General features: G+C 53.5%; 18 protein-coding genes. 4 read left to right on the forward strand and 14 right to left on the reverse strand.

The genetic code is table 11. The annotated features are described in order from the left end of the window. Positions 1-362: 362 nt before the first annotated feature. From addA to ACYJL1_RS02330, 11 genes are all read right to left on the reverse strand, one after another. Complete coding sequence (gene addA / locus ACYJL1_RS02280) at positions 363-3860, reverse strand: double-strand break repair helicase AddA (RefSeq protein WP_460896840.1); 3498 nt, start codon at positions 3858-3860, stop codon at positions 363-365. Beyond that, on the reverse strand, positions 3857-6997 hold the full coding sequence (gene addB / locus ACYJL1_RS02285) for a double-strand break repair protein AddB (RefSeq protein WP_460896841.1): 3141 nt from the start codon (positions 6995-6997) through the stop codon (positions 3857-3859). Before addB ends, addA begins: the two co-directional genes overlap by 4 nt. Then, positions 6990-7712 (reverse strand): nucleotidyltransferase family protein, encoded by a 723-nt coding sequence (locus ACYJL1_RS02290; protein WP_460896842.1) that lies wholly within the window; start codon positions 7710-7712, stop codon positions 6990-6992. The genes addB and ACYJL1_RS02290 overlap by 8 nt, the downstream gene beginning before the upstream one ends. Beyond that, on the reverse strand, positions 7709-9223 hold the full coding sequence (gene tsaE, locus ACYJL1_RS02295) for a tRNA (adenosine(37)-N6)-threonylcarbamoyltransferase complex ATPase subunit type 1 TsaE (RefSeq protein WP_460896843.1): 1515 nt from the start codon (positions 9221-9223) through the stop codon (positions 7709-7711). The genes ACYJL1_RS02290 and tsaE overlap by 4 nt, the downstream gene beginning before the upstream one ends. Before the next feature lie 5 nt (positions 9224-9228). Beyond that, a complete protein-coding gene (locus ACYJL1_RS02300; protein WP_460896844.1) occupies positions 9229-11757 on the reverse strand; it encodes a sensor histidine kinase in 2529 nt (842 codons plus the stop codon). Positions 11758-11963: 206 nt separating this feature from the next. Continuing rightward, a complete protein-coding gene (gene ahcY / locus ACYJL1_RS02305) occupies positions 11964-13364 on the reverse strand; it encodes an adenosylhomocysteinase (RefSeq protein ID WP_460896845.1) in 1401 nt (466 codons plus the stop codon). Positions 13365-13545: 181 nt separating this feature from the next. After that, positions 13546-13860: an HPr family phosphocarrier protein gene (locus ACYJL1_RS02310; RefSeq protein ID WP_115054525.1), complete on the reverse strand. Its 315-nt coding sequence runs from the start codon at positions 13858-13860 to the stop codon at positions 13546-13548. A gap of 9 nt (positions 13861-13869) precedes the next feature. Continuing rightward, a complete protein-coding gene (locus tag ACYJL1_RS02315) occupies positions 13870-14271 on the reverse strand; it encodes a PTS sugar transporter subunit IIA (RefSeq protein WP_460896846.1) in 402 nt (133 codons plus the stop codon). A 162-nt stretch (positions 14272-14433) separates the two neighbouring features. Then, complete coding sequence (locus ACYJL1_RS02320; RefSeq protein ID WP_460896847.1) at positions 14434-14904, reverse strand: HPr kinase/phosphorylase; 471 nt, start codon at positions 14902-14904, stop codon at positions 14434-14436. A gap of 1 nt (position 14905) precedes the next feature. Further along, positions 14906-16693, reverse strand: a complete 1788-nt coding sequence (locus ACYJL1_RS02325; RefSeq protein ID WP_460896848.1) for a stimulus-sensing domain-containing protein — start codon at positions 16691-16693, stop codon at positions 14906-14908. Positions 16694-16801: 108 nt separating this feature from the next. After that, the gene (locus ACYJL1_RS02330) at positions 16802-17521 is read right to left on the reverse strand and encodes a response regulator transcription factor (RefSeq protein WP_460896849.1); all 720 of its coding nucleotides are present in this window, start codon (positions 17519-17521) and stop codon (positions 16802-16804) included. Between the two features lie 308 nt (positions 17522-17829). On the opposite strand from ACYJL1_RS02330, the gene ACYJL1_RS02335 reads away from it, so the two are divergent. Beyond that, positions 17830-19443, forward strand: coding sequence for a phosphoenolpyruvate carboxykinase (locus ACYJL1_RS02335; RefSeq protein WP_460896850.1), 1614 nt, complete (start codon positions 17830-17832; stop codon positions 19441-19443). Between the two features lie 270 nt (positions 19444-19713). Here the strand turns inward: ACYJL1_RS02335 and ACYJL1_RS02340 are convergent, their stop codons facing one another. After that, positions 19714-20508, reverse strand: a complete 795-nt coding sequence (locus ACYJL1_RS02340; protein ID WP_460896851.1) for a DUF3800 domain-containing protein — start codon at positions 20506-20508, stop codon at positions 19714-19716. Positions 20509-20601: 93 nt separating this feature from the next. On the opposite strand from ACYJL1_RS02340, the gene arfB reads away from it, so the two are divergent. From arfB to ACYJL1_RS02355, 3 genes are all read left to right on the forward strand, one after another. Beyond that, a complete protein-coding gene (gene arfB / locus ACYJL1_RS02345; protein WP_460896852.1) occupies positions 20602-21039 on the forward strand; it encodes an alternative ribosome rescue aminoacyl-tRNA hydrolase ArfB in 438 nt (145 codons plus the stop codon). Positions 21040-21156: 117 nt separating this feature from the next. After that, positions 21157-21615 (forward strand): peptidoglycan-binding protein LysM, encoded by a 459-nt coding sequence (gene lysM / locus ACYJL1_RS02350; protein WP_460896853.1) that lies wholly within the window; start codon positions 21157-21159, stop codon positions 21613-21615. 64 nt (positions 21616-21679) lie between these two features. Further along, entirely contained in the window at positions 21680-22294 is a 615-nt protein-coding gene (locus tag ACYJL1_RS02355) for an alpha-ketoglutarate-dependent dioxygenase AlkB family protein (RefSeq protein WP_460896854.1), read from the forward strand. Here ACYJL1_RS02355 and coaA read toward each other — a convergent pair. Then, on the reverse strand, positions 22281-23294 hold the full coding sequence (gene coaA, locus ACYJL1_RS02360) for a type I pantothenate kinase (protein WP_460896855.1): 1014 nt from the start codon (positions 23292-23294) through the stop codon (positions 22281-22283). The two genes, ACYJL1_RS02355 and coaA, sit on opposite strands and share 14 nt — an antisense overlap. A gap of 2 nt (positions 23295-23296) precedes the next feature. Beyond that, complete coding sequence (locus ACYJL1_RS02365) at positions 23297-23620, reverse strand: phosphoribosyl-ATP diphosphatase (protein ID WP_460896856.1); 324 nt, start codon at positions 23618-23620, stop codon at positions 23297-23299. Positions 23621-23629: the final 9 nt, after the last annotated feature.

Below are 23629 nucleotides of genomic sequence, written 5' to 3' on the forward strand. Positions count from 1 at the left end.
TCTGTCACCTGACGGCTTTCAACCCTGCGTTTGTTGCCCATGGACTGCTTCAGTCGTATTTCGACCAAGCAATTTGAGGGCGAAGCAGCAGCACTGATCCAGCCAGTGCACCAGGGAGATGGCCTCCCTGGCTGAGGCATACGGCCATATGCCCTCAAACCTTGGAGCAATAGATATGTGGTATCTGCCAATGTCTATTACCTTTGAACTCAAAAGAACCCGGACCAGCTGGACACTGACAATCCGGGTTCAATTGATAACTTAAGGTAAAGGTGGGGTGGGCGAAGCTCACCCCACACTCCAAATTCAATATAGCAGTTTTCTTGCCGATTCCAAGATGGGAACAAACCCCTGTCCGAACTTCAAGCCAAACGCTCAAGGGCACTCTGCATGGCCTCAGCCGGTATGTTGATGAGATATGGACCTTCCGTGAAAAGTAGGGCGGCTTCTACTGTCTTGCCGGGATAAAGCGGCTCAAGCAGCTTCCGGTAAAGAGCAAGCTGAGCAATATAGGCATCTGGAACCTTGGACATATCTTGTGGCGGCGGACGATTGGTCTTGTAATCGACAATGACAACCCGGTTTTCGCTCACGGCAAGCCTGTCAATAACGCCAGAAACCGCATGGTCTTTGCTACGAATATGCAACGTTCCCATGATGGCTACTTCTGCCAAAGAACCTTCCGCGAACACCGGCGCAAAATCGGCTGAGTTCAACACATCAAAGACCGAGTTCAGTGCCTTCTCGATCTCCTCCGGTTCCCAATCATAAGCGGCGCGGCTGAGATAGCGCTGTGCTGCCTGCATGCGCTGTTCATCCGGAATATCGGGCAAAGTCTGCAACAGCGCGTGGATGACCGTACCCCGGCGAATGGCGAATGAGGGATTCTTTCCATCCGTGACCAGCACCGGCGAACCCGTCACCAGTGGCGCCTCGTCATCCGGCTCAATCAGCACGGATACACCCGATGGTGCAAGCGGCCTTGGCAAGCCTGCCTCGCGTGGCATGGGTATGCGATAAGTCGGGGGAAAGGGAAGAACCCTTGGCTCGAGCGCAAGCTCAGGCTCTATGGGCACAGTGGGCGTGTGTTCAGTCAACCGGTAACGCTTGGCGATGACAGATTCGACAGGGTGTTGCATTGGCTCGCTCTTGTCACCCAGCGCAGCTTCCACCAAACCATGCCATGTGTCCGGCGCCTGCCGCGACCCGCGATAGCCGCAAACAATAAGCCTGTCTTCGGCGCGTGTCATACCGACATAAAGTAGACGGCGATATTCTTCTTCCGACCTTGTTTTGAGCTTGTCTGAAAGGTTGGCCGTGAAGGCAGTGGAATAGAATTTTCCGGGTACAAACAAAAAGCCTTTGCCCTCCCATCCATCCTTCTCCTTCATGTCGAACGAAAGCAGGTTGGGTGAGCGCCCACCGGACGAAGCTGAACTACCGGAATCGACGAGGAATACTACAGCAGCTTCAAGGCCCTTTGCAGCATGTACCGTCATGATGCGCACTTCATTACGGCTCTGGTCAAGTTCCCGCTTGATTTCTGGCGTTACCGCTTCCAGCGTTTCAAGAAACGCCTGCAAGCCGGGCAGTCCGGTTTTTTCGGTGGCGATTGCGTAATTCTGGAACTCATCAATAACGTCGCCCGCTTCATGTCCAAGGCGCGCAAGAAGCTCGCGGCGTGCACCGCCACGCCCAAGAATATCCGCATAAAACTCGAAGACCGGCACGGTATCGGCGCGGTTGCGCCACTCCTGCAAGCGCGCTGCGACAGGGGCGAGCAACAGATCATCCTTTGCCTGCACCAGGAGCCTTTCATAGAGAGTCTCATTGGCTGCCCGCTCATAGCCGAGTGTAAAGAGCTGATCATCATCCCATTTGAACAGTGGACTTTTGAGCAGGGCTGCCAGTGACAGATCATCCGATGGTAAAAGCATGAACCGGCCAAGCGCCATAAGATCCTGGATTGCGATATGATCCGTCAATTTCAGGCGGTCCGCGCCGGCAACCGGAACGTGGCGCTTCTTCAATTCGCGCGACAAAGCTGGCATGAACTGGTCACGCTTGCGCACCAATACCATGATGTCGCGTGCTTCAAGCCGCCGGTTCTGCCCTTCAATGACTTCGCCATTCTTCAACCAGTGCTCAATGGTTCGGGCAATTTGCTCCGCAAGACGCACCGGCGGGGCTGGCAAACTATCAACAGGTGTTCGCCAGTCATCTTCTTCGGGCGTCGTTTCCGGCGTGAGCATATCCCAGATTTGCACTTCACCCGGATCATGGTCGCGGATGGCTGTATGGATTGTCGGGCCGTGATCGGCACCAAAGCCACGGTGAGCCTCCGGGCGCTCAAATACCTTATCGACCGCGGACAGGACATCTGGCGCAGAGCGGAACGAGAAGTTGAGATTGACCCGTTCAAAGCTCAGTTTGGCATTTCCGGTTTTTTGTTCCGTCGCCCTGCCGTGTCTGGCGAAATCCTCCGGAATCGCACCCTGGAACGAATAGATCGATTGCTTTTCATCGCCGACTGCAAACAGGGTTCGCCGCACATCGCGCGCGGTGCTGCCTGTGAAGAACTCCTCGCTGAGCAGCCGTATGACGTTCCACTGGCTCGGGCTGGTGTCTTGCGCTTCATCGACGAGAATATGGTCAATCCCCTTGTCCAGCTTGTACTGCACCCAAGGCCCCGCATCCTGCCGTGCAAGCAATGCCACTGTACGAACAATGAGATCATCAAAATCGAGAAGGCCGCGATTGCGTTTCATATGCTCATAGCGGCCAATGAGGTCATCGACCACGACCAAGGCAGAAAGCGTCAATCGCAATAGGCGCAATTGTTTTAGTTTATCCAGACCCTCGAACGCGCGCTGGGCGGCTCGATCAAAAAGATCGATGAAATCCGGGAAGCGTTCTGTCACCCCCTTGGTGCCGATATAGGCACCGCTTTTGGGCTCTCCCGTTGCCTTCATAAAGGCAGCCCGCAACGCTTCTTCGCGCTGATCTGACTCCGGCCCGAACTTGGCCTCAAGCAGGATCATCGCAAATTCCTGCGCCCGTGTGGCGCTCTTTGGAATCTCGAGGATCGAACGCAGCATTGAACGCTCGAATTCCTGTACGGGCCAAAGCGCCGAGAGGATATCGTCTTCTGTTTCATCGCCAGTGAACCCGAAATGCGAATAGAAAGCCGATCTGCGCAGCTCGTCATGTCCAACCTCGCGGATAAAGCGGGTCAGATCAGTGCGTTTGCTCACCGCCTCGTCGAGAAGCAGTTGCAGGCCGAATTCTCCCGCAGCGTCAAGCACATCGGCAAAGGCTGCGGCAAGCTCGACATTATGATCAAGACGTGCCGCTTGCAGTACCTGTCGCCTCGCCTCGCCGATAAGCGCGACCTGCATCATGTCGTCCATCAGTTCGAAATGACCGGCAATATTGGCCTCTAGCGGGAACTGATGCAAGATTGCTTCGCAAAAGGCGTGAATGGTTTGAATCTTGAGGCCACCGGGTGTCTCCAGCGCCCGCGCAAACAGGCGGCGTGCCTGTGCCAGCCGTTTTGGCCCAGGCCGCGTGCCGTCAATCTCCTCAATGATCTTGGCAAGCGCCTCGCCATCCATCGTTGCCCAGTCGGAAAGGCGGGCAAAGACGCGGTTTTGCATCACAGCAGCGGCGGCTTTCGTATAGGTCAGGCACAGGATTTTCGATGGATCGGTTCCATCCAGCAGCAAACGGATGACGCGATCCGTCAAGACATAGGTTTTGCCGGAACCGGCATTTGCCGACACCCAGACAGAATCGCGGGGATTGGCCGCCTTGCTCTGGTTGCGTGTGGTTTCCGGCGGAATGATGCGTGGCTTTCTCATTCGCCCTCGCCTCCATCTTCCGCACCGCCAGCCGACCACTCCAAAACGCGGGCCAAATGGTCATAGTCGCCGGTCAGATCACTTTCCCGGAATGGGAGCGCACGGGACAGATAACCCTTTTGGGAATCCTGATAGGCGGTCAGCAATTCGTTGAGGCGCAGCCACGACAATTCGCCCAGCTCCGGTGCAGTTTTTTCACTGCCATTGGCCACTGTGCCGATCCTCAAGATCGACTCGGGATCGACTTTTCCGTTTGGACGCAAACGCACATAGAGAAGATCGGCAGCTTTGCGTGCACCAACCTCATGAAACGCGCCTCGCGCCAGCAATGCGGCTTCCAGCGCCAGCTGCGGCGACAAAAGAACGTGGGCCTGCCGTTTGGATGGCGTTGAGCCGGTCTTGTAATCAATGATGTCAACCGTCCCATCGCGGCGCAAATCCAGCCGGTCTGCCCGGCCTGAAAGTGTAACGCCCGTTGCTTCAACCACAATCTTTTTTGAAGCAATTTCGGGATGACGTTCGGCAATCAAATGGTCACGTTGCCGCTCCCAATTCAGATATTCGGGCACAAGCGACTGAAAGCGCGGCCACCAGACTGCATCGATTTCTTCCGGCAAGGCGATATCATCAAAATACTGTCTGCCGATTTCTAGAAGACGCCTTGAGGCGTCCGCATGGACAGGATCAATGCCCTGCTCGGTAAAGTGCGCAAGAATGTTGTGAAAGAGCGAACCGCGCTCTGCCACATCAGGATCGCGGATCAGCGGCTCAATGGGCCGCAAGCGCAATATGCGCTTGGCAAAGATGGCATAGGGGTCGCGCCGGAGCATCTCGATTTCCGTGACCGAAAAATGTTTTGGGCGGGCTGTCAAAGGCGGCTTCGGCTCTGGTCGTTTGACAAAATCCTCATCCGGCGCATGGTCGATTTCCCGCGCCCATCCAAGATACTTTGCCCCGCGCCTGCGCAGCTCTCCAGTAGCGTCCTTGCCAAGAACTGTCTCCAGCCTTTGCAACCAGCGCGATGCAACCGTTGGCGCATTGGCTGAGCGCTGTGCGCGTGTAAGAACGACCTGATCCATCCCCAGCGCCATTTGAAAATCATGGGCGGCAAGGCCGGTGCGCCGCTCCGGCGGATCAAGATTTATAATGGATTTCATGGGCCGCGACATGAAAGGATCATTACGCGTTTTGCCGGGCCATGATCCCTCATTGAGGCCGCCGATAATCATCGTATCGACCGTTTGCAATCGTGCTTCCAGCGCGCCCCAGATAAACAGGCGCGGATGCGCACCAGCCTTGGGCTTTACAACCTCACCTGCAATCAAGGCTTCGATCATTGCCGGGAATTCGGAGACAGAGAAATCAAGTTCCGAATCCGCCGAAACCAGATTGCGCAGGAAGGCAGCAAATTGTTCTCCGGCAGCGCCGTTATAAAGTGCAGCAATATCACCCTGATCGTCCCGCGCCAGATTTTCCAGACTGGAAACAACGGCCTGAATGATCTGCGGGAGCTGCACCGCTTCCGTAACGCCGGTAAAGCGTATCAACGGTTCCATTGATTGGTTGAGCACATTGCAGACGATGCGCGCAGATTCAATTCTGGCAACGCTTATCTGGCGAAGCCAGACGGGCTCAAACGGTGTATTGCCGCTATCAGCGAGGCGTTTTTCGAAATGCTGCTGGAACTCTGCCAGAGTGGCTCGCCCTGTGCCGCCACGCAATGCGATCAGTTCAATGGTTTCTGCAGCCTGCCGAACCGTGACACGATCAAGCCCGAGCCGCGTCAAAGGATGTTTGAGCAAGGCCAGCAATGCAACCGGATCGCCAGGATTGAAAACGATATCGAGCACCAATCGCATCAGGGCCGCAGGCTGCGTCTCGCGCATGGCATGGCCACCGGAATCATCCGCCGCAATGTTGAAGCGAGCAAGTTCGGTCGATACACGTCGTGCAAGATCACGGTCGGCTGTAATCAACGCTGCGGTCTTTCCGGATTGTTCTATGGCATCACGCAAAGCCACGGCTATGCTCAGCGCTTCCTCGCGCTCATTTGAGGCTTCAATCAAAGCAATAGAGGCGATGGCTGCGGAGAACTGACCGCTATTGCGGTTGATCTGCGCCCAAGCCTCGCTTGTGTCGGCGGGGCGCATGGCCTCGGCCAGAAGGTTTTCGCGCTGACGCTTTTCGGGCGTAATACTTCCCAGCACGGTTACATCCTGACGCAGGACGCCAAGCTCCCCCAGCAATTTGCGCAAGCCAAATTGCGGATGACCAAAGATCGAAGGATCGTCGGCAGTGCTTGCCAATATATTCCAGCTGACCGCATCCATGTCGCGGTCGAGCCCTGGAAGAACGAGGGCACCCTTGGGCAGCGACGCAATGGCGGCCAGAAGCTTTGCTGTAGCTGGAATCGAACCGGTAGAACCCGCAGCAATAACCGGACCTTGCGGCGCCTTGCGTAAGAGCCTTTCAGCCTCAAGCTCAATCAGACGGTTGCGGTGGGCAGCGGGGTTGGAGCGCCTGCGTTCGGCCAGAATACCCGGCCAAAGGCTCGTGACGATGTTGAGAAAATCGAGTGTGACTTGCCACCAGTTCGGCAATTCTTCAGAAACGATATTGGAAAGCGTCGACCATCCGGCAGATTCGGTTTCCACCTGATCCATAAGACCTGCCAGATCACGGGCGAGCCAGATCGCATCGGCTGTCGTTGCTGGAATAGCAATCTCTTCATTTCCGAACAAAGCACGCACATGCTCCGGCAGGCGTTCACGCCAAGGCCGCACGAGCCGAGCTAGAAGCAAAAGCCTCTCAACGCCGCCTATGGGCGGCAGAAGATCGAAGAAGGCGTCAGAGCCCATGTCGAGCATGGCTGCATCTTCATCGACATCGCCGAGCGGACGGATAACCGGAAGGATCGCCGATTTAACGGGGCTTTTCTCGACGAGCAGCGAACGCAGTGTACGGGCAGCACGCCGGGTCGGCACGTAGATAGTCGCTTGGGCCAATGCCATCGGATCATTCGGGTCGGCAGGATAGCCCGGTATCAAGGTTCCCGATTGCAATGCATCGACAAGCGCCGGAAGAAAGGGGGTGCCCGGCGCTATGGAAAAGATGTTCGGATTCTGGCGCTCAGCCATGAATCCCCTGCTTGGCAATAGCGGCATCCGCCTCCTCTATTGCATCAGGCGTACCCACTGTCAGCCAAATGCCATCCATTGACTGCCCAAAAAGTCGATCAGCTGCAATCGCTTCATCGAAATAGCGGTTCAACGATACTTTGCCGGACGGAGCATTTGCGAAAATGCGCGGATGGATGATCGCCGCTCCGGCATAAATATAAGGCGATGTTTCACCCGGCTTCAAACGGCGCAATTGACCGCTATCGCTCATGCTGAAATCGTCGCCGCCTTCACGCCCGACAGCCTGATCCATATGTGCGATCATCAAAAGAATATCCATGCGCGCATCATCCCATCCTTCGGAGAGCAGAACAAGATTGGGTTTGTCGCCATCGGTCCAGAAGGTGTCAGCATTCAGAACGTAGAAAGGTTCAGATCCGATTTGTGGCAGCGCCTTGATGATGCCCCCGGCGGAGTCGAGCAATTGCTCTCGTTCATCAGAGATTTGAATGGCTGGCGAAGTGCGCTCCACAAGATGCGCTTCAAGTTGATCGGCAAGATAGTGCACATTCACAACAGCGCGGGGCACGCCAGCATTAACCAGCGAATCCAGCCCCCAATCGATCAATGGTTTGCCGGCTACCTTTACCAGCGGCTTAGGCATGGAATTCGTTATCGGTGCCATGCGCTTACCGAGGCCAGCAGCGAGAACCATAGCAGTGTGAGGCGTCATGCTTTATTCCTTCGAGCAAGTATTCCATTCTTCTCGCACCAATCCTTGATCGGTGCCAGAGCCGGATGATCGATAACCCGCTCAAGATAGGTCTGGATACGCGGAAGATGCTTCAGGTAAAAAGGTTTGCCGTCACGCTCGTCGAGCCGAACGAATATGCCGAGAATCTTGGCGTTTCGCTGCGCTGCCATAATGGCAAAAGCTTTGCTGAAGCCTGCTTGATCGAAAGCCTTGCTTCCCGCGCGACGCTCTTCCACATAGGCAGCAAGCAATGAATCCTGCATCTCAGGCTCAATCGTCACACGCGCATCCATGACGAGAGAGGCCACATCATAGGCAGCAGGACCGATCATCGCATCTTGAAAATCGATCAAACCCACGCGATTCATGCCGGACTTATCGGCCTGCCACAGAATGTTGGGCGAATGGAAATCTCGCAGAAGCAGAGTTTTCTCAACATCACTTAGCTGACTAAATACATTGTCCCATGCGGCGATATAACCCTGCTTCAGGTCAGCATCTAAAGGAGTTTTGTTCATCCGCGGCACGTACCAGTCTGACAAAAGCTCCACTTCAATCATCATGGCATCCCGGTCGAAATGATGCAGCCGGTGCGTGGCTCCATTTCCTACAGGGATATCTTGCGGCCATGACTGTTGATGAAGTCTGGCTAGTGAGCGCACAGCAGCCTCGTAGCGCTCGAAGATGGGCGCTCCACTTTCGTCAACAATACCTTCATTGCCGAGGTTTTCGAGGACAAGAAAACCGTGCTCCAAACCTTCTGCATGGATTTGCGGAACCTTAAACCCCTTCGATGCCAAGAGACGATCCAAGGCCACGAAAGCATTCACTGACTGAGAAAGATGCGCAATCTGCATATAGGTTTTCCCATCGCGTAGGATCGGGCCGCCCGGATTATAAGGGGAGTTCATCAGGATGAGCGGCGTGCCGCTTCCCGTTGACAGGGTTTCATAGCCCCGAGCGGATGCATCGCCCAGCAAATATCGCCGTTCGGCCTTTGCCAATCCTGACTTGGCCAGAAACGTACGGATGGCCAAAGAACGCTCTAGTCGCGCTAAAACATCCGGCAGGCCTTCAATGATCGCTTTGCGGCCACTTCCGTGATCCTGCAATGTAATGCTCATGCTGACCTGGGGTAACAATCCTTCTGCTTGCTCGGGCCATTCCACCAGCACAGCCCCATCAAGCAGCGCCTCATCGAGGCCAAGCTCGTCAATCTCATCGGCAGTGGAAAGGCGATAGAGATCGACATGGCTTATTGGCAGTCGCAATTCCGGATAGGATTGCACGATCGTGAAGGTTGGACTTGGCACATCATAATTCGCGTTATCGGCAATCGTACGGATCAGACCACGGGCAAATGTCGATTTTCCTGCGCCAAGATCGCCACTCAATGTGACGAGATCTCCTTTGCGTAGCGACAGACCAACATCTTGGCCCAAGCGTGCCGTGTCTTCAGCACTCGCAAGCTCTACAGAAAACGAGGTCATTCAGACTATTCGGCAGCAATGCTGAAGGTCCGTGCCTCCAGCGGGAATCGACAGGTGACCAGCGTGCCCTTGCCTGCAGAACTGCTAATATCAACTGTTCCACCATGCAGTTCGACAAAGCCCTTCACGATCGACAAGCCCAGCCCTGCACCACGCTTGCGCCCGCCATTTGGATAAGGTTGAAAGCGCTTGAAGATGCTGTCGAGCACATAATCCGGCATTCCGGGGCCATTATCCATAACGCTAAAGACCATTTGCGTCTGTTCGCGCCAGCACTTGAGGGTAATCGTGCTGCCTTCGGGAGCATAGTTTGCTGCATTGCTTAAAAGATTGGAGAGCACCTGCTTGATACGGGCCGCATCGGCTCGGAATGAGCCTGTGCCGGTCTCGATACGGGTGTCGAGCAGGATATTATGTTCCTTGAGCCGCTCCGCGACCTTCTCCGAAGCAACAGTGACTGCATCGGTTACGGAAACATCACTGATATCGAGTTCCATGATCCCCGCATCCACAGTTGCCAGATCAAGAATGTCATTCACGATGGTCAACAGCACCGAGGACGAAGTGCCGATATGATCAAGGTAGTCCCGTTGACGGTCGTTCAACGGCCCGGTCATGGGGGTTTGAAGAAGCTCCGTGAAGCCCATAATATTGGTCAGCGGCGAACGCAGTTCATAGGAGACATGCTGGACAAAATCATTCTTAAGCTCGTCAGTACGCTCCAGCGCCTCATTCTTTTCTTTCAGCGCGCGCTCGACCTGAACAGAATCGGTCACATCAACAAAGGTCAACATGGTCTGACCATTGGGCAGGGGTGCCGTTGCGTAGGACAGTATTTTGCCGGTTGTCAGCTCTATCTGGCCGGAGAGCGAGCGGCGCTCATCATCAAAGCCGGTGACTGTGGTTACGAAGGACTCCCAGTTTTCCGCATCGGAAACGGGTTCACATACACGGCGGATCGCAGAAATATGCGTGCCTTCTGCTACCTGCTCGCTCTTGAGTGACCACAGGGATGCAAATGCCGGATTGGCAAGGCGCACTTTTCCATCTGATCCGAACACCGCAACGCCTTCTGCAAGATAATCCAGCGTCTGTCCCTGCACTTTGATCAGCGTATTATAACGGCTTTCCAGCTCAAGTTTTTCGGTGAGATTCTCGAAGACCCAGGTAACGCCACCTTTCGGCTGGGGATTGACGATGACGCGCAGCGTGCGGCCATCGGTCAGATGCCAGACATATTCTTGCGATTCGATTGAATGATAGGCGGTAAGAACCTGCTCCTTCCAGCGACGCCAGTCCGGCTGTTCGGGAAGTATCCCATCACTGCGGAAACGGTCGAGCAACATGGCATTGTCAGGATTGCTTTCAAGGAATGGCGTTTCGAGCCCCCACAGCTTGGCGAAGGCCTGATTGAAGAATTGCAGCTTGCGATTGGCATCAAACATTGCCACGGCGGAATTCAACTGATCCAACGTATCCGAATGATTGAGAACAGTTCGCTTGAATTCCTCTCGGATCAATTCGGCTTCACTGATGTCGATTGCCATACCGGCAGATCCAGTGCTTGCGGCAATGTCAGTAACGCTGAAAACGTGCCTGTCGCCACCGACCACGGTCGATAGCTGATCGTGGAATTTACGATTCAACGCCTTGTCGCGCTCTATCCGCTCGCGCGCCTGAACGCCGAAAAGCTCACGCCCTTCGCGAACCGCGCTGTTGGGATCACGCTCGTCGACAGCCTTGGCGTAGGCCAGATTGACCCAGTTCAACTGACCTTCGCTGCTCCGGCTCCAAGCCGGCATATCGATTGCATCCAGCAAACCACGTAGCGTCGCAACGGCTTCGCTCAAATGATAATTCTCGGTTTTAAGGAGCGCCTGCGCGGCACGAACTTCACCGGGATTGATAAAGCGCACAATGGCATAGCCGCCGGACGTGCGGCCCTGTACCTCGAGCGGTGCGCCCTTCGATGTTTCGATTGCGATGTCGAAAGGGCGCGCTTTCTCGCGCAATGCCGATACTGATCGGTCCAGAAGTGTAACGGATTCCACGCGCAACCAGCGTCCAAATGCCAGAAAAAGCGAGCGGCTTTCCGGCACGCCGATTTCAGGCGGCAAGCTTCCGATGAGTGCTGGGGTTGGAGAATTGCCTTCCCAGACAATCACACGCTGATCTTTCAGATTGAGCAGAGCCTCATTGCGCTGAACCGTAACATTGAGGTCAGCGACTTTATCGCGCAAATGGCGGTTCTCATGGGCAATGCGGCTGCGTTCGCGAATGAGCCAACCAGCGGAAAGCAATGCCGCGCCCATGGCGCCGAGAAACATGGCGAATTGCACAACTTCAAATGTGCCGACTTTCATTCCGAAGGGAGCATCAATGAGGCCAAGTACATCTTCAGCGCGAGCGGAGAAAGAAGCAGTCAAAAGGATCGGCAGCGCGGAAACTGCGCTCAATGCCCGGGTTTGCAGCCTGCTCAGCACCGATCGTTTGTGCGCTGCATCTTCACTGCGGACATCCGCTCTCATTCTCATATCAACCGTCGCAGCCCCATCCAGACGAATGCCAATTGCTCTTTTCCATCCGGCTTGTCGCCATTTGGCCCATCAAGAGCAACGTCACCCCGAATCACTACAATAAACCTTGAGGGAATCGACGGGAAGAACTATGCGCAAAAAAGAAAGCCGGAGAATTTGTCGATTCTCCGGCTTCTATATATTGTAGGTATATTCAGACTATATCAATATCTGTAGTGGTCAGACTTGAATGGACCCTTGGGAGTCACACCGATATAGGCAGCCTGTTCTTCTGAAAGGACCGACAATTTCGCTCCGAGCTTGTCGAGATGCAGGCGCGCAACCTTTTCGTCGAGATGTTTCGGCAGGACATAGACTTCATTCTTGTACTGATCACCACGGCTATAAAGCTCGATCTGGGCCAGAACCTGATTGGTGAAGGAAGCGGACATGACGAAGCTTGGATGACCGGTAGCGTTACCCAAGTTTAGCAGACGGCCTTCTGACAAAAGCAAAAGGCGCTTGCCATCCGGGAATGAGATCATGTCAACTTGTGGCTTGATGTTGTTCCACTTGAGATTGCGCAGCGCCGAAACCTGAATCTCGTTGTCGAAGTGACCGATATTGCCAACAATGACCATATCCTTCATCAGGCGCATATGGTCGATGGTGATAACATCCTTATTGCCGGTTGTGGTAATGATGATATCTGCCGTCGGCGCTGCATCTTCGAGCGTCACAACTTCAAATCCATCCATGGCAGCCTGCAATGCACAGATCGGATCGACCTCCGTAACCTTGACGCGGGCACCAGCGCCCAGCAGCGACTGAGCTGAACCTTTGCCGACATCGCCGTAACCGCACACGACAGCGACCTTGCCTGCCATCATCACGTCGGTTGCGCGACGAATACCGTCAACCAGCGATTCCTTGCAGCCATATTTGTTGTCGAACTTCGACTTGGTAACGCTGTCATTAACGTTGATTGCCGGGAAAGGCAGCAAGCCCTTCTTCTGCAACTGATAGAGACGGTTGACGCCGGTGGTGGTCTCTTCGGTTACACCCTTGATCGCATCGCGCTGCTTGGTGAAGAAACCCGGAGTTTCTTTCATGCGCTTCTTGATCTGTGCGAAAAGGATTTCCTCTTCTTCGCTTTCCGGCTTCGAAAGAACATCTTCGCCAGCTTCAGCACGTGCGCCGATCAGGATATACATTGTAGCGTCGCCGCCATCATCAAGAATCATGTTGGATGGTTCGCCATCCGGCCACTGGAAGATCTGGTCCGTATAAGTCCAGTATTCTTCGAGCGACTCGCCTTTAACCGCAAAAACCGGCGTGCCAGTTGCAGCAATGGCTGCGGCAGCATGATCCTGGGTCGAGAAGATATTGCACGATGCCCAGCGCACTTTCGCACCCAGTTCCTGCAAAGTTTCGATCAGAACCGCCGTCTGAATTGTCATGTGCAGCGAGCCGGTGATGCGCGCACCTTTGAGTGGCTGCGATTTGCCGAACTCTTCACGGCTGGCCATCAGGCCAGGCATTTCGGTTTCAGCAATATCCATTTCCTTGCGGCCCCATGCGGCCAGTTCAAGGTCCTTGACGACATAATCCTGCTTATCGGCCATCTTTTTTCAGCTCCGTCTTTGTTATTTGGATCGGCAAGGCCCAAGTTTTCAGACCGCCGGAGATGCGCTTGACTAGCAGATATGCAATCCGCACACAATGGGATATAAAGAAATCCTTATGCGTGCATATGCAAGCATAAGTGTCCTGTACAATTATGAGAAAAGCTTGAGCGGGCGAAGATCAGGCTTCTTCGCCAAATTTATCCGCAATCAACACGCCAAGCGCTTTCATTACTTCCGACGCCTGACGACCGGACGCACTGACCTTGATGCAGCATCCGGGCGAAGCTGCCAGCATCATCAGCCCCATGATTGAGGTGCCGCCAACGGTCATTCCGTCTTTTTCGACACGCACATGGGCATCATAACCGTCAACCAGTTGAACGAACTTTGCAGATGCACGCGCATGCAGCCCACGCCTGTTAACGATTTCAAACAATTCAACGAGCGCATTTTCCGCATTAAAGGTGCCAGTCGTTTCCGCAGTCAGACGCATTTACGACCTCTATTTGGCTGTCAGCACCTGGCTGGCGACATTGATGTATTTGCGTCCCGCGTCCTGACTTTCCTTCAAGGAGGCCGCCATGTCGTTCGTAAGCCGGACGCTGGAAAGCTTGATCAGCATTGGGAGATTAACGCCAGCGATAACTTCCACGCGTCCAGCCTCCATTACCGAGATTGCAAGGTTGGACGGTGTTCCGCCGAACATGTCAGTGAGGATAATGACGCCGGAACCATTGTCAGCTCGAACAACCGCATCAACGATGTCACGCCGACGCTGCTCCATATCATCATCTGCACCGATCGAGACGGTCTCCAGATACTCCTGCTGTCCGACCACATGCTCTACCGCATGATGAAACTCTTCGGCCAGTCTTCCGTGCGTCACAAGCACGAGTCCGATCATTCTGAAACTGCTCCTGTCGCGCCAGCCCGTTTAAGAGTAGGCTTTTTCTGCGCCCTAAAATGCCCCGTTTGGCAGGTGTCGCATTCTGGCAGGACGAATCGCGAAGGCAAGCAGAAAATGTCATCCACATGGCAGTCAGTCATTTTATCGCAGGATAACTGGTTAACCCGCTGAATCAACCAGCTTATTTTTCCATTCTGGTCTGAATAACCACGCTTCAATCGAACGGCAGGCAGATTCAACTTCACCCGCAGGTAGGTCCAGATGGGCAATTGCGACACCTTGTAGTTGCATATGGGTGTTCTCATGCAATCGCACGACATGCGCGGTCTCAACCAGACGCACCACAAGGTGAATCACTGCACATGGTTCATAGGCAAACACATGCAGTCCTGAGCCGCGCACTTCCATTCCGCCACGCAGTGTATCAGGAGCAGAGCAAATCAGTCGTCCGGAAACTGCGCGCACAAAGCATTGGTCATCACTAACCAATGCTGCATATCGACCCTCGGCAGAAGCTCTTTGCAAAAGGGCATTGGCAACCGAAGATTTGCCGGAACCGGAGGCCCCCATGATTATGATACCCCGATCACCAACCACGACAGCAGTGGCATGGATCAATTCACAAGCCATTTTATGCCTCAACCGGCAAAACAGCTATAAACCGTGCGCCGAGGTAATTCTCCGGATTGTTCGGATCGACAATATTCTCGGCATTCAAGGTGCCACCATGGGCTTCGATGATCTGGCGGCTGATCGACAGGCCGAGACCGGAATTCTGTCCAAAAGCTTCGCCTGCGGGCCTGTCCGTATAGAAGCGTTCGAAAATGCGGTCGATCTGTTCGACGCGAATACCTGGACCGTTATCTTCAACAAGTATACGAATTCTGTCGCCCAAATGTTGTAGCGTGACCGTGATGACACCGCTTTCAACTGGAACAAACGAGCGCGCGTTTTCAATAAGATTTGATACAACCTGGCCCAGGCGCAAATCATGGCCGACGACAAAAAATCCCTTTCGGTTATTTGGTAGCTTGTCCACCACGAACTCAATGCGTGTGTCTTTCTTGTTTCGGCGGACCTCGCGCGCAGCGACAACCAGGTTGCCCAGCAGGAACTTGAGGTCCACATGCTCGGAATCTTCGCGGGCGAGCTCGGCATCAAGTCTTGATGCATCGGAGATGTCCGTTATCAAGCGATCAAGGCGGCGGACATCATGCTGAATGACATCCATCAACCGTTTGCGAGAATCGTCATTCTTCGCCAATGGCAAGGTTTCAACGGCGCTGCGCAAGGATGTGAGCGGATTCTTCAACTCGTGACTGACGTCGGCAGCAAAGCTCTCGATCGATTCAATCCGCGCATAGAGCGCATTGGTCATGTCACGTATCGAGGTGGAAAGGTGCCCGATTTCGTCCTGTCGTTCGGAAAAATCAGGAATTTCTTCGCGGTTTTTCACACCATGGCGGACGCGATCTGCCGCGGCAGCAAGACGGCGCAGCGGATTGGCAATTGTCGAGGCCAGAAACAGGGAAAGGATGGCCATGACCAGCGCAGCGACCGTGAACACACGGATGATTGCGTAACGCTCGCCCTGAACGATCTTGTCAATGTCACCGCCTTCGGTCGACAAAAGCAAAACGCCGAGCACGGCGCGAAAACGTTGGATCGGCACAGCAACAGATACAATCTGCTCACCTTTTTCCGTCATGCGCACGACAGTTGCCGGCTGTCCTGTCAAGGCTTTGACGATTTCCGGATAGGATGAGCCATTACCGCCGGGTAATTCCTGGTAGATTGGCAAATCGCTTCGGCGCAAAAGCCGTGTCATGCGATTGGTAAGGCGCTCGAAAAAACTGGGCTCTTCCCCGTCAATGGGTGGCAGGTCATAACGAAGAACCTGTCCGCGCGAGTAAAGATGACGCGAATCGAGCAAGAGATTCGAATCCCTGTCATAAATGCGGGCGCGGGTGCGCGTGGGTGAAATCAGCCGGCGCAAGACAGGCGCCACGCGCTCTGGATTTATGGGAAAATCGAGATTATCGAGCACATCGGGGGAAGGTGTGATGCTTTGCCCGGCTTGGAGTTCCAGCAGTTTTTCCGGATCAATCGCAATGGAGTTTGTGTCTACCGTGGCCGATGAAGCGATTGCACCAGCGATAATTTCGCCCTGTGTCATCAAGCTCTCGACACGCGCATCAATCAGCCCGTCGCGGAATTGATTGAGGTACATGATGCCGGAGAGCAGCACTGCCAAACCGGCAAGGTTCAAGAAAAGGATGCGCCGTGTCAGGCTTGAGAAAAGGTAGTTGCCGAAAACACGATTGAGCGGCTTGAACAGCCGACGCAGGGCAAGCGAACGCTTCCGGCGCATGACGGCGCTCTTGCGCGTAATATTGCCGCGTCGCAGTTCGGCTACCATTTTTGCCTCAAAACATCCGGATCAGGTTGTCTCATCGCACTCATATCACGTCGAGACAACCCAATTTACAGCCGATCACGCGGCTTTGAAAGCAGGCTGCGCCTTCTTTCAGGTTTCGCGGAAGCGATAACCCACGCCATACAGCGTTTCAATCATGTCGAAATCGTCGTCAACGACCTTGAACTTCTTGCGCAGTCGCTTGATGTGACTGTCGATCGTACGATCATCAACATAGACCTGCTCGTCATAAGCAGCATCCATCAAGGCATCACGACTTTTCACAACGCCGGGGCGCTGTGCCAGAGAATGCAGAATGAGGAATTCGGTAACTGTCAGTGTTACAGGCTCACCCATCCACGTGCAGGTATGACGCTCCTGATCCATGACCAACTGGCCACGCTCCAGTGACTTGGCCTGTACGCTGCCCGGCTTGGCGGTGCTTTCCCGCGCGGCAACCCTGCGTAAAACTGCCTTCACGCGCTCGACGAGAAGGCGCTGTGAAAACGGCTTGGTAATAAAATCGTCCGCGCCCATCTTCAAACCGAACAGTTCGTCAATCTCGTCATCCTTCGACGTGAGAAAGATAACCGGAAGATCTGATTTCTGACGCAAGCGGCGTAAAAGTTCCATGCCATCCATACGCGGCATCTTGATATCGAAAATCGCGAGGTTGGGCGGACGTGCGGTCAGTCCATCCAGCGCCGAGGCACCATCTGTATAGGTCTCTACGCGATAGCCTTCCGATTCCAGTGCGATGGATACGGATGTCAGAATGTTGCGATCGTCATCGACGAGCGCAATAGTCTGCATTGCGGGTACTTCCCTCATGCCCTGCCTTCCTGTGTGCTACAAACCTGTGCGCTTGTGCCGGACAAATTAGGTACAAAATGTGGCACAGATCGCAAACCTTGTCATCCAATCACTTTTACAGGTGATTTTTGCAGGTAAATAAGGCGACTGAAAGCGACTTCAATTAAACCGATTTAAAAAAAATTAAAATCTTTAAATCGATTAAACATTTGAAACTGTTTGATTTTTCTGCTTTTGACCAATTCCAGTCGCATTCTACATTGAACATATGGAATGAGATTAACCAAAAGTTTGACCCATGCACCTTCTTAAACAATGGCGGACAGATGACTAGAGAGATCGGCATCCACAACGCGGCAATCGCGCTCGGCAACTCAGGTTTAAAGGGCGTTTCGACGGCCTATTACAATCTTGGGACTGCCGAACTCTATGAGGAAACATTGCGCCGCGGCGAAGCTGTATTAACGGCTCAAGGTGCGCTTGTCGCCCGCACGGGTCAGCATACAGGCCGCTCCCCCAAGGACAAATTCGTTGTTCGCGACGCATCAACGGAAGGCAATGTCTGGTGGGACAATAACTCGGCTATGTCACCGGAGGCTTTCGACTTGCTCTATGCCGATTTCATGGAGCAGGCAAAGGGCAAGGAGCTCTTTGTTCAGGACCTCGTTGGCGGGGCTGATGAAGACTACAAGCTTAATACGCGTGTCATCACCGAGTTTGCGTGGCACTCCCTATTCATCCGCAATCTCCTCATTCGTCCGGAACGCGAGGCTTTAGCGGATTTTGTTCCGCAGATGACAATTATCGACCTGCCATCCTTCCGCGCCGACCCGGCGCGTCATGGTACGCGGACAGAGACGGTCATTGCTGTCGACCTCAAGCGCCTTATCGTTTTGATCGGCGGCTCGGCCTATGCCGGCGAAATGAAAAAGTCCGTATTTACAGCGCTCAACTATATTCTGCCGGCAAAAGGCGTCATGCCTATGCATTGCTCGGCCAATGAGGGCCCTGATGGCGATACCGCGGTGTTCTTTGGCCTTTCCGGTACCGGCAAGACGACACTTTCAGCCGATCCCACACGCACACTGATCGGCGATGACGAGCATGGCTGGGGCGAGCACGGCGTTTTTAATTTTGAAGGCGGCTGCTACGCCAAGACCATTCGTCTTTCCGCAGAAGCCGAGCCGGAAATTTTCGCAACAACACAACGTTTTGGCACAGTTCTGGAAAATGTCGTTCTGGATGACAAACGCCAGCCCGACTTCAATGATGGCTCGTTGACCGAGAATACACGCTGCGCTTATCCACTCGATTTCATTCCCAATGCTTCGAAGACCGGCAAGGCGGGCCATCCGAAGAATATCATCATGCTCACGGCCGATGCTTTTGGCGTTATGCCACCCATTGCCAAGCTCACGCCTGCGCAGGCAATGTATCACTTTCTTTCCGGTTACACCGCGAAGGTTGCCGGTACCGAGCGTGGTGTAACGGAACCGGAAGCGACATTCTCGACCTGCTTCGGTGCACCATTCATGCCCCGGCACCCTTCGGAGTATGGCAATCTGCTGCGCCAACTCATAGCGGATCACAACGTTGATTGCTGGCTGGTGAATACGGGTTGGACCGGCGGGGCCTATGGTGTTGGCAAGCGCATGCCGATCAAGGCAACGCGAGCACTTTTGTCCGCCGCTTTGGATGGTTCCTTGAAGAATGTTGAATTCCGCACGGATCCAAACTTCGGTTTTGCAGTACCCGTTTCGGTAAACGGTGTCGACAACGCCATACTCGATCCGCGCTCAACCTGGGCAGACAAGGCGGGCTACGACGCCCAGGCGAACAAGCTTGTCGACATGTTCATCCGCAACTTCGACAAGTTCGAGAGCCATGTCGACAGTGATATCAAGGCAGCTGCCCCGCACACACCAGTTGCAGCAGAGTAAGCTTCCTTATAAATTGAGATAGGATGCTAATATTCTAATGGCAGCATCCTATCTTACATAGTCAGACATGAATATAAAAAACGATTCAAAACAATGAGTTAGTCGTTCTTCTCATAACTATTTGATTCATATGTCTATTTTTTACACCCTACTTGAAAACAAGTTATCGACCTGCTATATTTCTTTTGGCAGTCATGCGCCGGAAAAACCCAAAGCATTCGCGAGATTGCAGGCGAGAAATCGCAATTATGGGCCGGGGGGCTGCCATTTTTATTGAAATTGCGCGATGAAGTTCATCTGCTCCCCATTTAAGCTACAGTCTTCATATTTGGGAACTAGCTTGATGCCATAGCTCAGGTAGTTCCCCTTTCTATGATAAGTTATCGGTTTCAAATTTCTGGCATATCGCATTTCACAATTACCATAGATATTGGGCTCAACAGCCGAGGCAAACGCTGAGGCGGCGACATCCACTAGCTGCAAACTGGCGCTTTTAGCGTGATCCTGTGCATCGACTGAATCAATATCGATGACAGGCCAGTGAATTTTTACGTCGTCTGATTTTGCTTCCCGAAGTTTTCCCAGATAACTTCTAAAGTTCTGATAAGACATTCCACCACGCCTTGAAAAGGTAATTGCTACCCTACCATCGCCTTCTGGAACTTGAGGCCTTAAATCTCGGCACATCCATGACATTCGCTCAATGAGATAACGAGTCATATAGAAATAGAGCTGATTTTTCTCTGTATAAATACCCTTTGGTATGGTTTTTTTGGCAGTAAGTACACTTAATACGCGGATAGGTTTCGTCGCAAGCACCTCAGTCACAACAACTTTCTGATTGTGGTTTAGTTCTGCAAAGTGAAGTGATCTGCTTTTCTTTTCAGGTATCTTGGAGGATATTTCGTCACGCCATTTCACCGCTTCAAGGCTGTGTGCCTGTCTAAATATACACGCTGAAATTACAAGCCAGCTTGACGCCCCGCCTTTACCTCCGGGGCTACGAAATTTATCGAGACCATCATCTCCAGACTCATCAATATAAGCAACATAAGAATGTATCATTATATCTATCCAGCAGTTCAAAAAACATAAGTATCTGACTGATATCATATGTAGTACTCACCAAACCGACAAGCATTTGATTGGTCTGTAAAAATGGAAGAAAGCCGTAGCCGCATAAAAATCAACAACCGAATCTGGATCGACGAGAGCGATCTGGAAGAGAATTTTATTCGCTCGGCAGGTCCCGGCGGCCAGAATGTCAACAAGGTCTCCACCGCCGTTCAACTGCGCTTCTACGCAGTGAGGGCCGGCTTGCCGGAAGAGGTACTGGCACGGCTCATCGCCCTTGCTGGTCAGCGGGCAACCAAAGACAGCGAAATATTGATCGAAGCAAACCGCTTTCGCACACAGGAGCGCAACCGTCAGGACGCACGCGAGCGTATGGTGGCGCTGATTGCAAAAGCTGCAGAACCACCGCCGCCGCCACGCAGAAAAACTCGGCCCACAAAGGGTTCGATAGAGCGCCGCCTGAAAGAAAAATCAGGCCGTTCCGGTGTGAAAAAAATGCGCGGCAAGGTTCAGGGCGATTAACTGGGATCAATTCGCTCAAAGCTGCGTTATGGTTCGGGTTCAAATCATCCTTTCCAAAACAGGCATGAAATGTCACAACATTGCCTGTCGATTTGAACGATCAGCAAGGAGCCAGTCATGGGACTATTTGATTTCGTAAAATCCGTAGGCAAGAAAATCGGTATTGGCGATGAAGAGCCAAGCGCTGAAGCACTCAAGAAAGAACTCGATTCCCACAAGCTCGGTACTGATAATGTCGAGGTGGTAGTAGAAGGTGACAAGGCCGTACTCAAGGGCAATGTGACCAACCAGGAAATCCTCGAAAAAGCGATCATTGCGGTCGGCAACTCGCTCGGTGTTTCCAAAGTGGATACAGGCGGCCTGACGGTTGATCAAACCACAACGGGCTCTGTCGCAAAGGAACCTGTCTTCTATACGGTGAAAAAGGGCGATAATCTTTGGAAAATCGCCGAGTCCCAGTATGGAAAGGGCAAGGGCGCGAAGAACACGCTCATTTTTGAAGCCAACAAACCTATGCTCAGCCATCCGGACAAGATTTATCCAGGCCAGGTCCTGCGTATCCCTGAACTGAGCTAAGCTAAGCTTTATAACCCGCAAACCCGGTGCATGGTGCCGGGTTTGTTTTTAAGGTTGCAAGCCAATGCTACTGCTCGCACCGGGCATTCGCTACTTTCCCGACTATTTCAGCCAGCAGCAGCAGATTGCATTGCTGGAAGAAATTCGTGCGGTCGTAGCCGCAGCTCCGCTTTATGTCCCGGCAATGCCACGGACGGGCAAGGAAATGAGCGTGCGCATGACCAATTGCGGCCCTCTCGGCTGGGTTACCGATAAAGACCGAGGCTATCGTTATCAAGCCGTGCACCCGGTCACGCAGCAGCCTTGGCCCGTGATCCCGCAACAGCTACTCGAACTATGGCAAAGCGTCGGCAACTATCCGCAACCTCCTGAGGCCTGCTTGATCAATTTCTATTCTGAAGCCGCTAAAATGGGCCTTCATCAGGATCGCGATGAGCAGAATCTTGAGGCACCCGTTGTTTCGGTTTCCATGGGAGACGCATGTCTCTTTCGCTTTGGTGGCACCAACCGCAAAGACGCAACGCAATCCATCAAGCTTTCAAGTGGCGACGTTGTAGTGCTGGGTGGCGAGGGTCGACTGGCATTTCATGGGGTAGATCGCATTTATCCGGGAACGTCCACTTTGCTGAAAAGCACTGGCCGGATCAATCTAACGCTCAGGCGCGTCACAGCTTCCTGAGCGCCACTTCTTCCACAAGATGATTGTCGCCCTTGCGCAGGATAAGGTCCGCGCGCGGCCTTGTCGGCAGGATATTCTCGCGCAAGTTTTTCAGGTTGATGTTTGCCCACAGACTCTCACCGATTGCTCTGGCAGAATCATCGGAAATTGTCGAATAGCGATGGAAGAACGAGCTAGGGTTCTTGAACGCCGTTTCACGCAGGCGCATGAAACGATCAATGTACCATTTGTGAATTTGCTCTTCATCCGCATCAATATAGATCGAGAAGTCGAAGAAGTCTGAAACGAATGGGACCATCTTGCCGTCCTCCGGCAAGTCGCGCACCTGGAGTACATTAATACCCTCAAAAATCAGGATATCCGGCGCATCAACAGTCTGAAACTGACCCGGCAACACGTCATAGGTCAGGTGCGAATAGAGCGGAGCGTTGACGTTGCGCTGGCCCGCCTTGATCTGCGAGAGGAACCGCAACACCATGCCGACATCATAGCTCTCCGGAAACCCCTTGCGTTCCATCAGACCTTTGGCACGCAGAACATCATTTGGGTAAAGGAACCCGTCCGTCGTAACGAGATCGACCTTCGGGCTTGAGGGCCAGCGTGCCAGAAGCTCCTTCAGCACACGTGCAGTGGTTGATTTGCCCACTGCAACCGATCCCGCAATACCAATGATGAAGGGGGTTTTGAATGCATCGCCCGTGTTGAGAAACTGGCGGCGCTGATAGAACAACAACTGACTTGCCTCGACATGAGCCGAAAGCAGACGAGAGAGCGAAAGATAAATCCGGCGGACCTCATCAAGATCGATCGGATCGTTCAATGAACGCAGACGCTTGATTTCTTCATAGGTCAGGGTAATCGGCGTGTCGGCGCGAAACTCGGCCCAACGGTCCGCGCTGAAAAAGCGGTAGGGAGAGAACTCGCTGGGTGCCAATTGATCCACGACGTCGCCCTCCACAGCTATGGCCGCATACCTTCCGCTTGCCGCGCCCTTGAACATGATCAGCCCTGCCCCCGCGCGGCTTTCTCCTCAAGTCCGGTCTGGCTTGTCCGATGCTGCAACTCCTGCAGAACCTCATCTAGCCTGATCCCGGAAATTCCAAGGACCACCAGCAGATGATAAAGCAAATCCGCGCTCTCGGAAACAACACCGTCCCTATCGCCGGAAACGGCGGCAATGACCGTTTCTACCGCCTCTTCACCAAGCTTCTGGCTGGCTTTGCCGATGCCTTTGGCATAGAGACTGGCCGTGTAAGATTTGATATCCGTTGAGCTGGCGCGCGTGGCAATAATTCGTTCCAGGTCCGCCAAGGTGAATGCGCTCATCAAAACTCT

It is taken from the genome of Phyllobacterium sp. K27 (assembly GCF_054796155.1).

Excerpts from the sequence above, each read along its gene's own strand:
- addA (WP_460896840.1), bottom strand. The coding sequence starts at position 3,860 with ATGAGAAAGCCACGCATCATTCCGCCGGAAACCACACGCAACCAGAGC.
- addB (WP_460896841.1), bottom strand. The coding sequence starts at position 6,997 with ATGGCTGAGCGCCAGAATCCGAACATCTTTTCCATAGCGCCGGGCACC.
- ACYJL1_RS02290 (WP_460896842.1), bottom strand. The coding sequence starts at position 7,712 with ATGACGCCTCACACTGCTATGGTTCTCGCTGCTGGCCTCGGTAAGCGC.
- tsaE (WP_460896843.1), bottom strand. The coding sequence starts at position 9,223 with ATGACCTCGTTTTCTGTAGAGCTTGCGAGTGCTGAAGACACGGCACGC.
- ACYJL1_RS02300 (WP_460896844.1), bottom strand. The coding sequence starts at position 11,757 with ATGAGAATGAGAGCGGATGTCCGCAGTGAAGATGCAGCGCACAAACGA.
- ahcY (WP_460896845.1), bottom strand. The coding sequence starts at position 13,364 with ATGGCCGATAAGCAGGATTATGTCGTCAAGGACCTTGAACTGGCCGCA.
- ACYJL1_RS02310 (WP_115054525.1), bottom strand. The coding sequence starts at position 13,860 with ATGCGTCTGACTGCGGAAACGACTGGCACCTTTAATGCGGAAAATGCG.
- ACYJL1_RS02315 (WP_460896846.1), bottom strand. The coding sequence starts at position 14,271 with ATGATCGGACTCGTGCTTGTGACGCACGGAAGACTGGCCGAAGAGTTT.
- ACYJL1_RS02320 (WP_460896847.1), bottom strand. The coding sequence starts at position 14,904 with ATGGCTTGTGAATTGATCCATGCCACTGCTGTCGTGGTTGGTGATCGG.
- ACYJL1_RS02325 (WP_460896848.1), bottom strand. The coding sequence starts at position 16,693 with ATGGTAGCCGAACTGCGACGCGGCAATATTACGCGCAAGAGCGCCGTC.
- ACYJL1_RS02330 (WP_460896849.1), bottom strand. The coding sequence starts at position 17,521 with ATGAGGGAAGTACCCGCAATGCAGACTATTGCGCTCGTCGATGACGAT.
- ACYJL1_RS02335 (WP_460896850.1), top strand. The coding sequence starts at position 17,830 with ATGACTAGAGAGATCGGCATCCACAACGCGGCAATCGCGCTCGGCAAC.
- ACYJL1_RS02340 (WP_460896851.1), bottom strand. The coding sequence starts at position 20,508 with ATGATACATTCTTATGTTGCTTATATTGATGAGTCTGGAGATGATGGT.
- arfB (WP_460896852.1), top strand. The coding sequence starts at position 20,602 with ATGGAAGAAAGCCGTAGCCGCATAAAAATCAACAACCGAATCTGGATC.
- lysM (WP_460896853.1), top strand. The coding sequence starts at position 21,157 with ATGGGACTATTTGATTTCGTAAAATCCGTAGGCAAGAAAATCGGTATT.
- ACYJL1_RS02355 (WP_460896854.1), top strand. The coding sequence starts at position 21,680 with ATGCTACTGCTCGCACCGGGCATTCGCTACTTTCCCGACTATTTCAGC.
- coaA (WP_460896855.1), bottom strand. The coding sequence starts at position 23,294 with ATGTTCAAGGGCGCGGCAAGCGGAAGGTATGCGGCCATAGCTGTGGAG.
- ACYJL1_RS02365 (WP_460896856.1), bottom strand. The coding sequence starts at position 23,620 with ATGAGCGCATTCACCTTGGCGGACCTGGAACGAATTATTGCCACGCGC.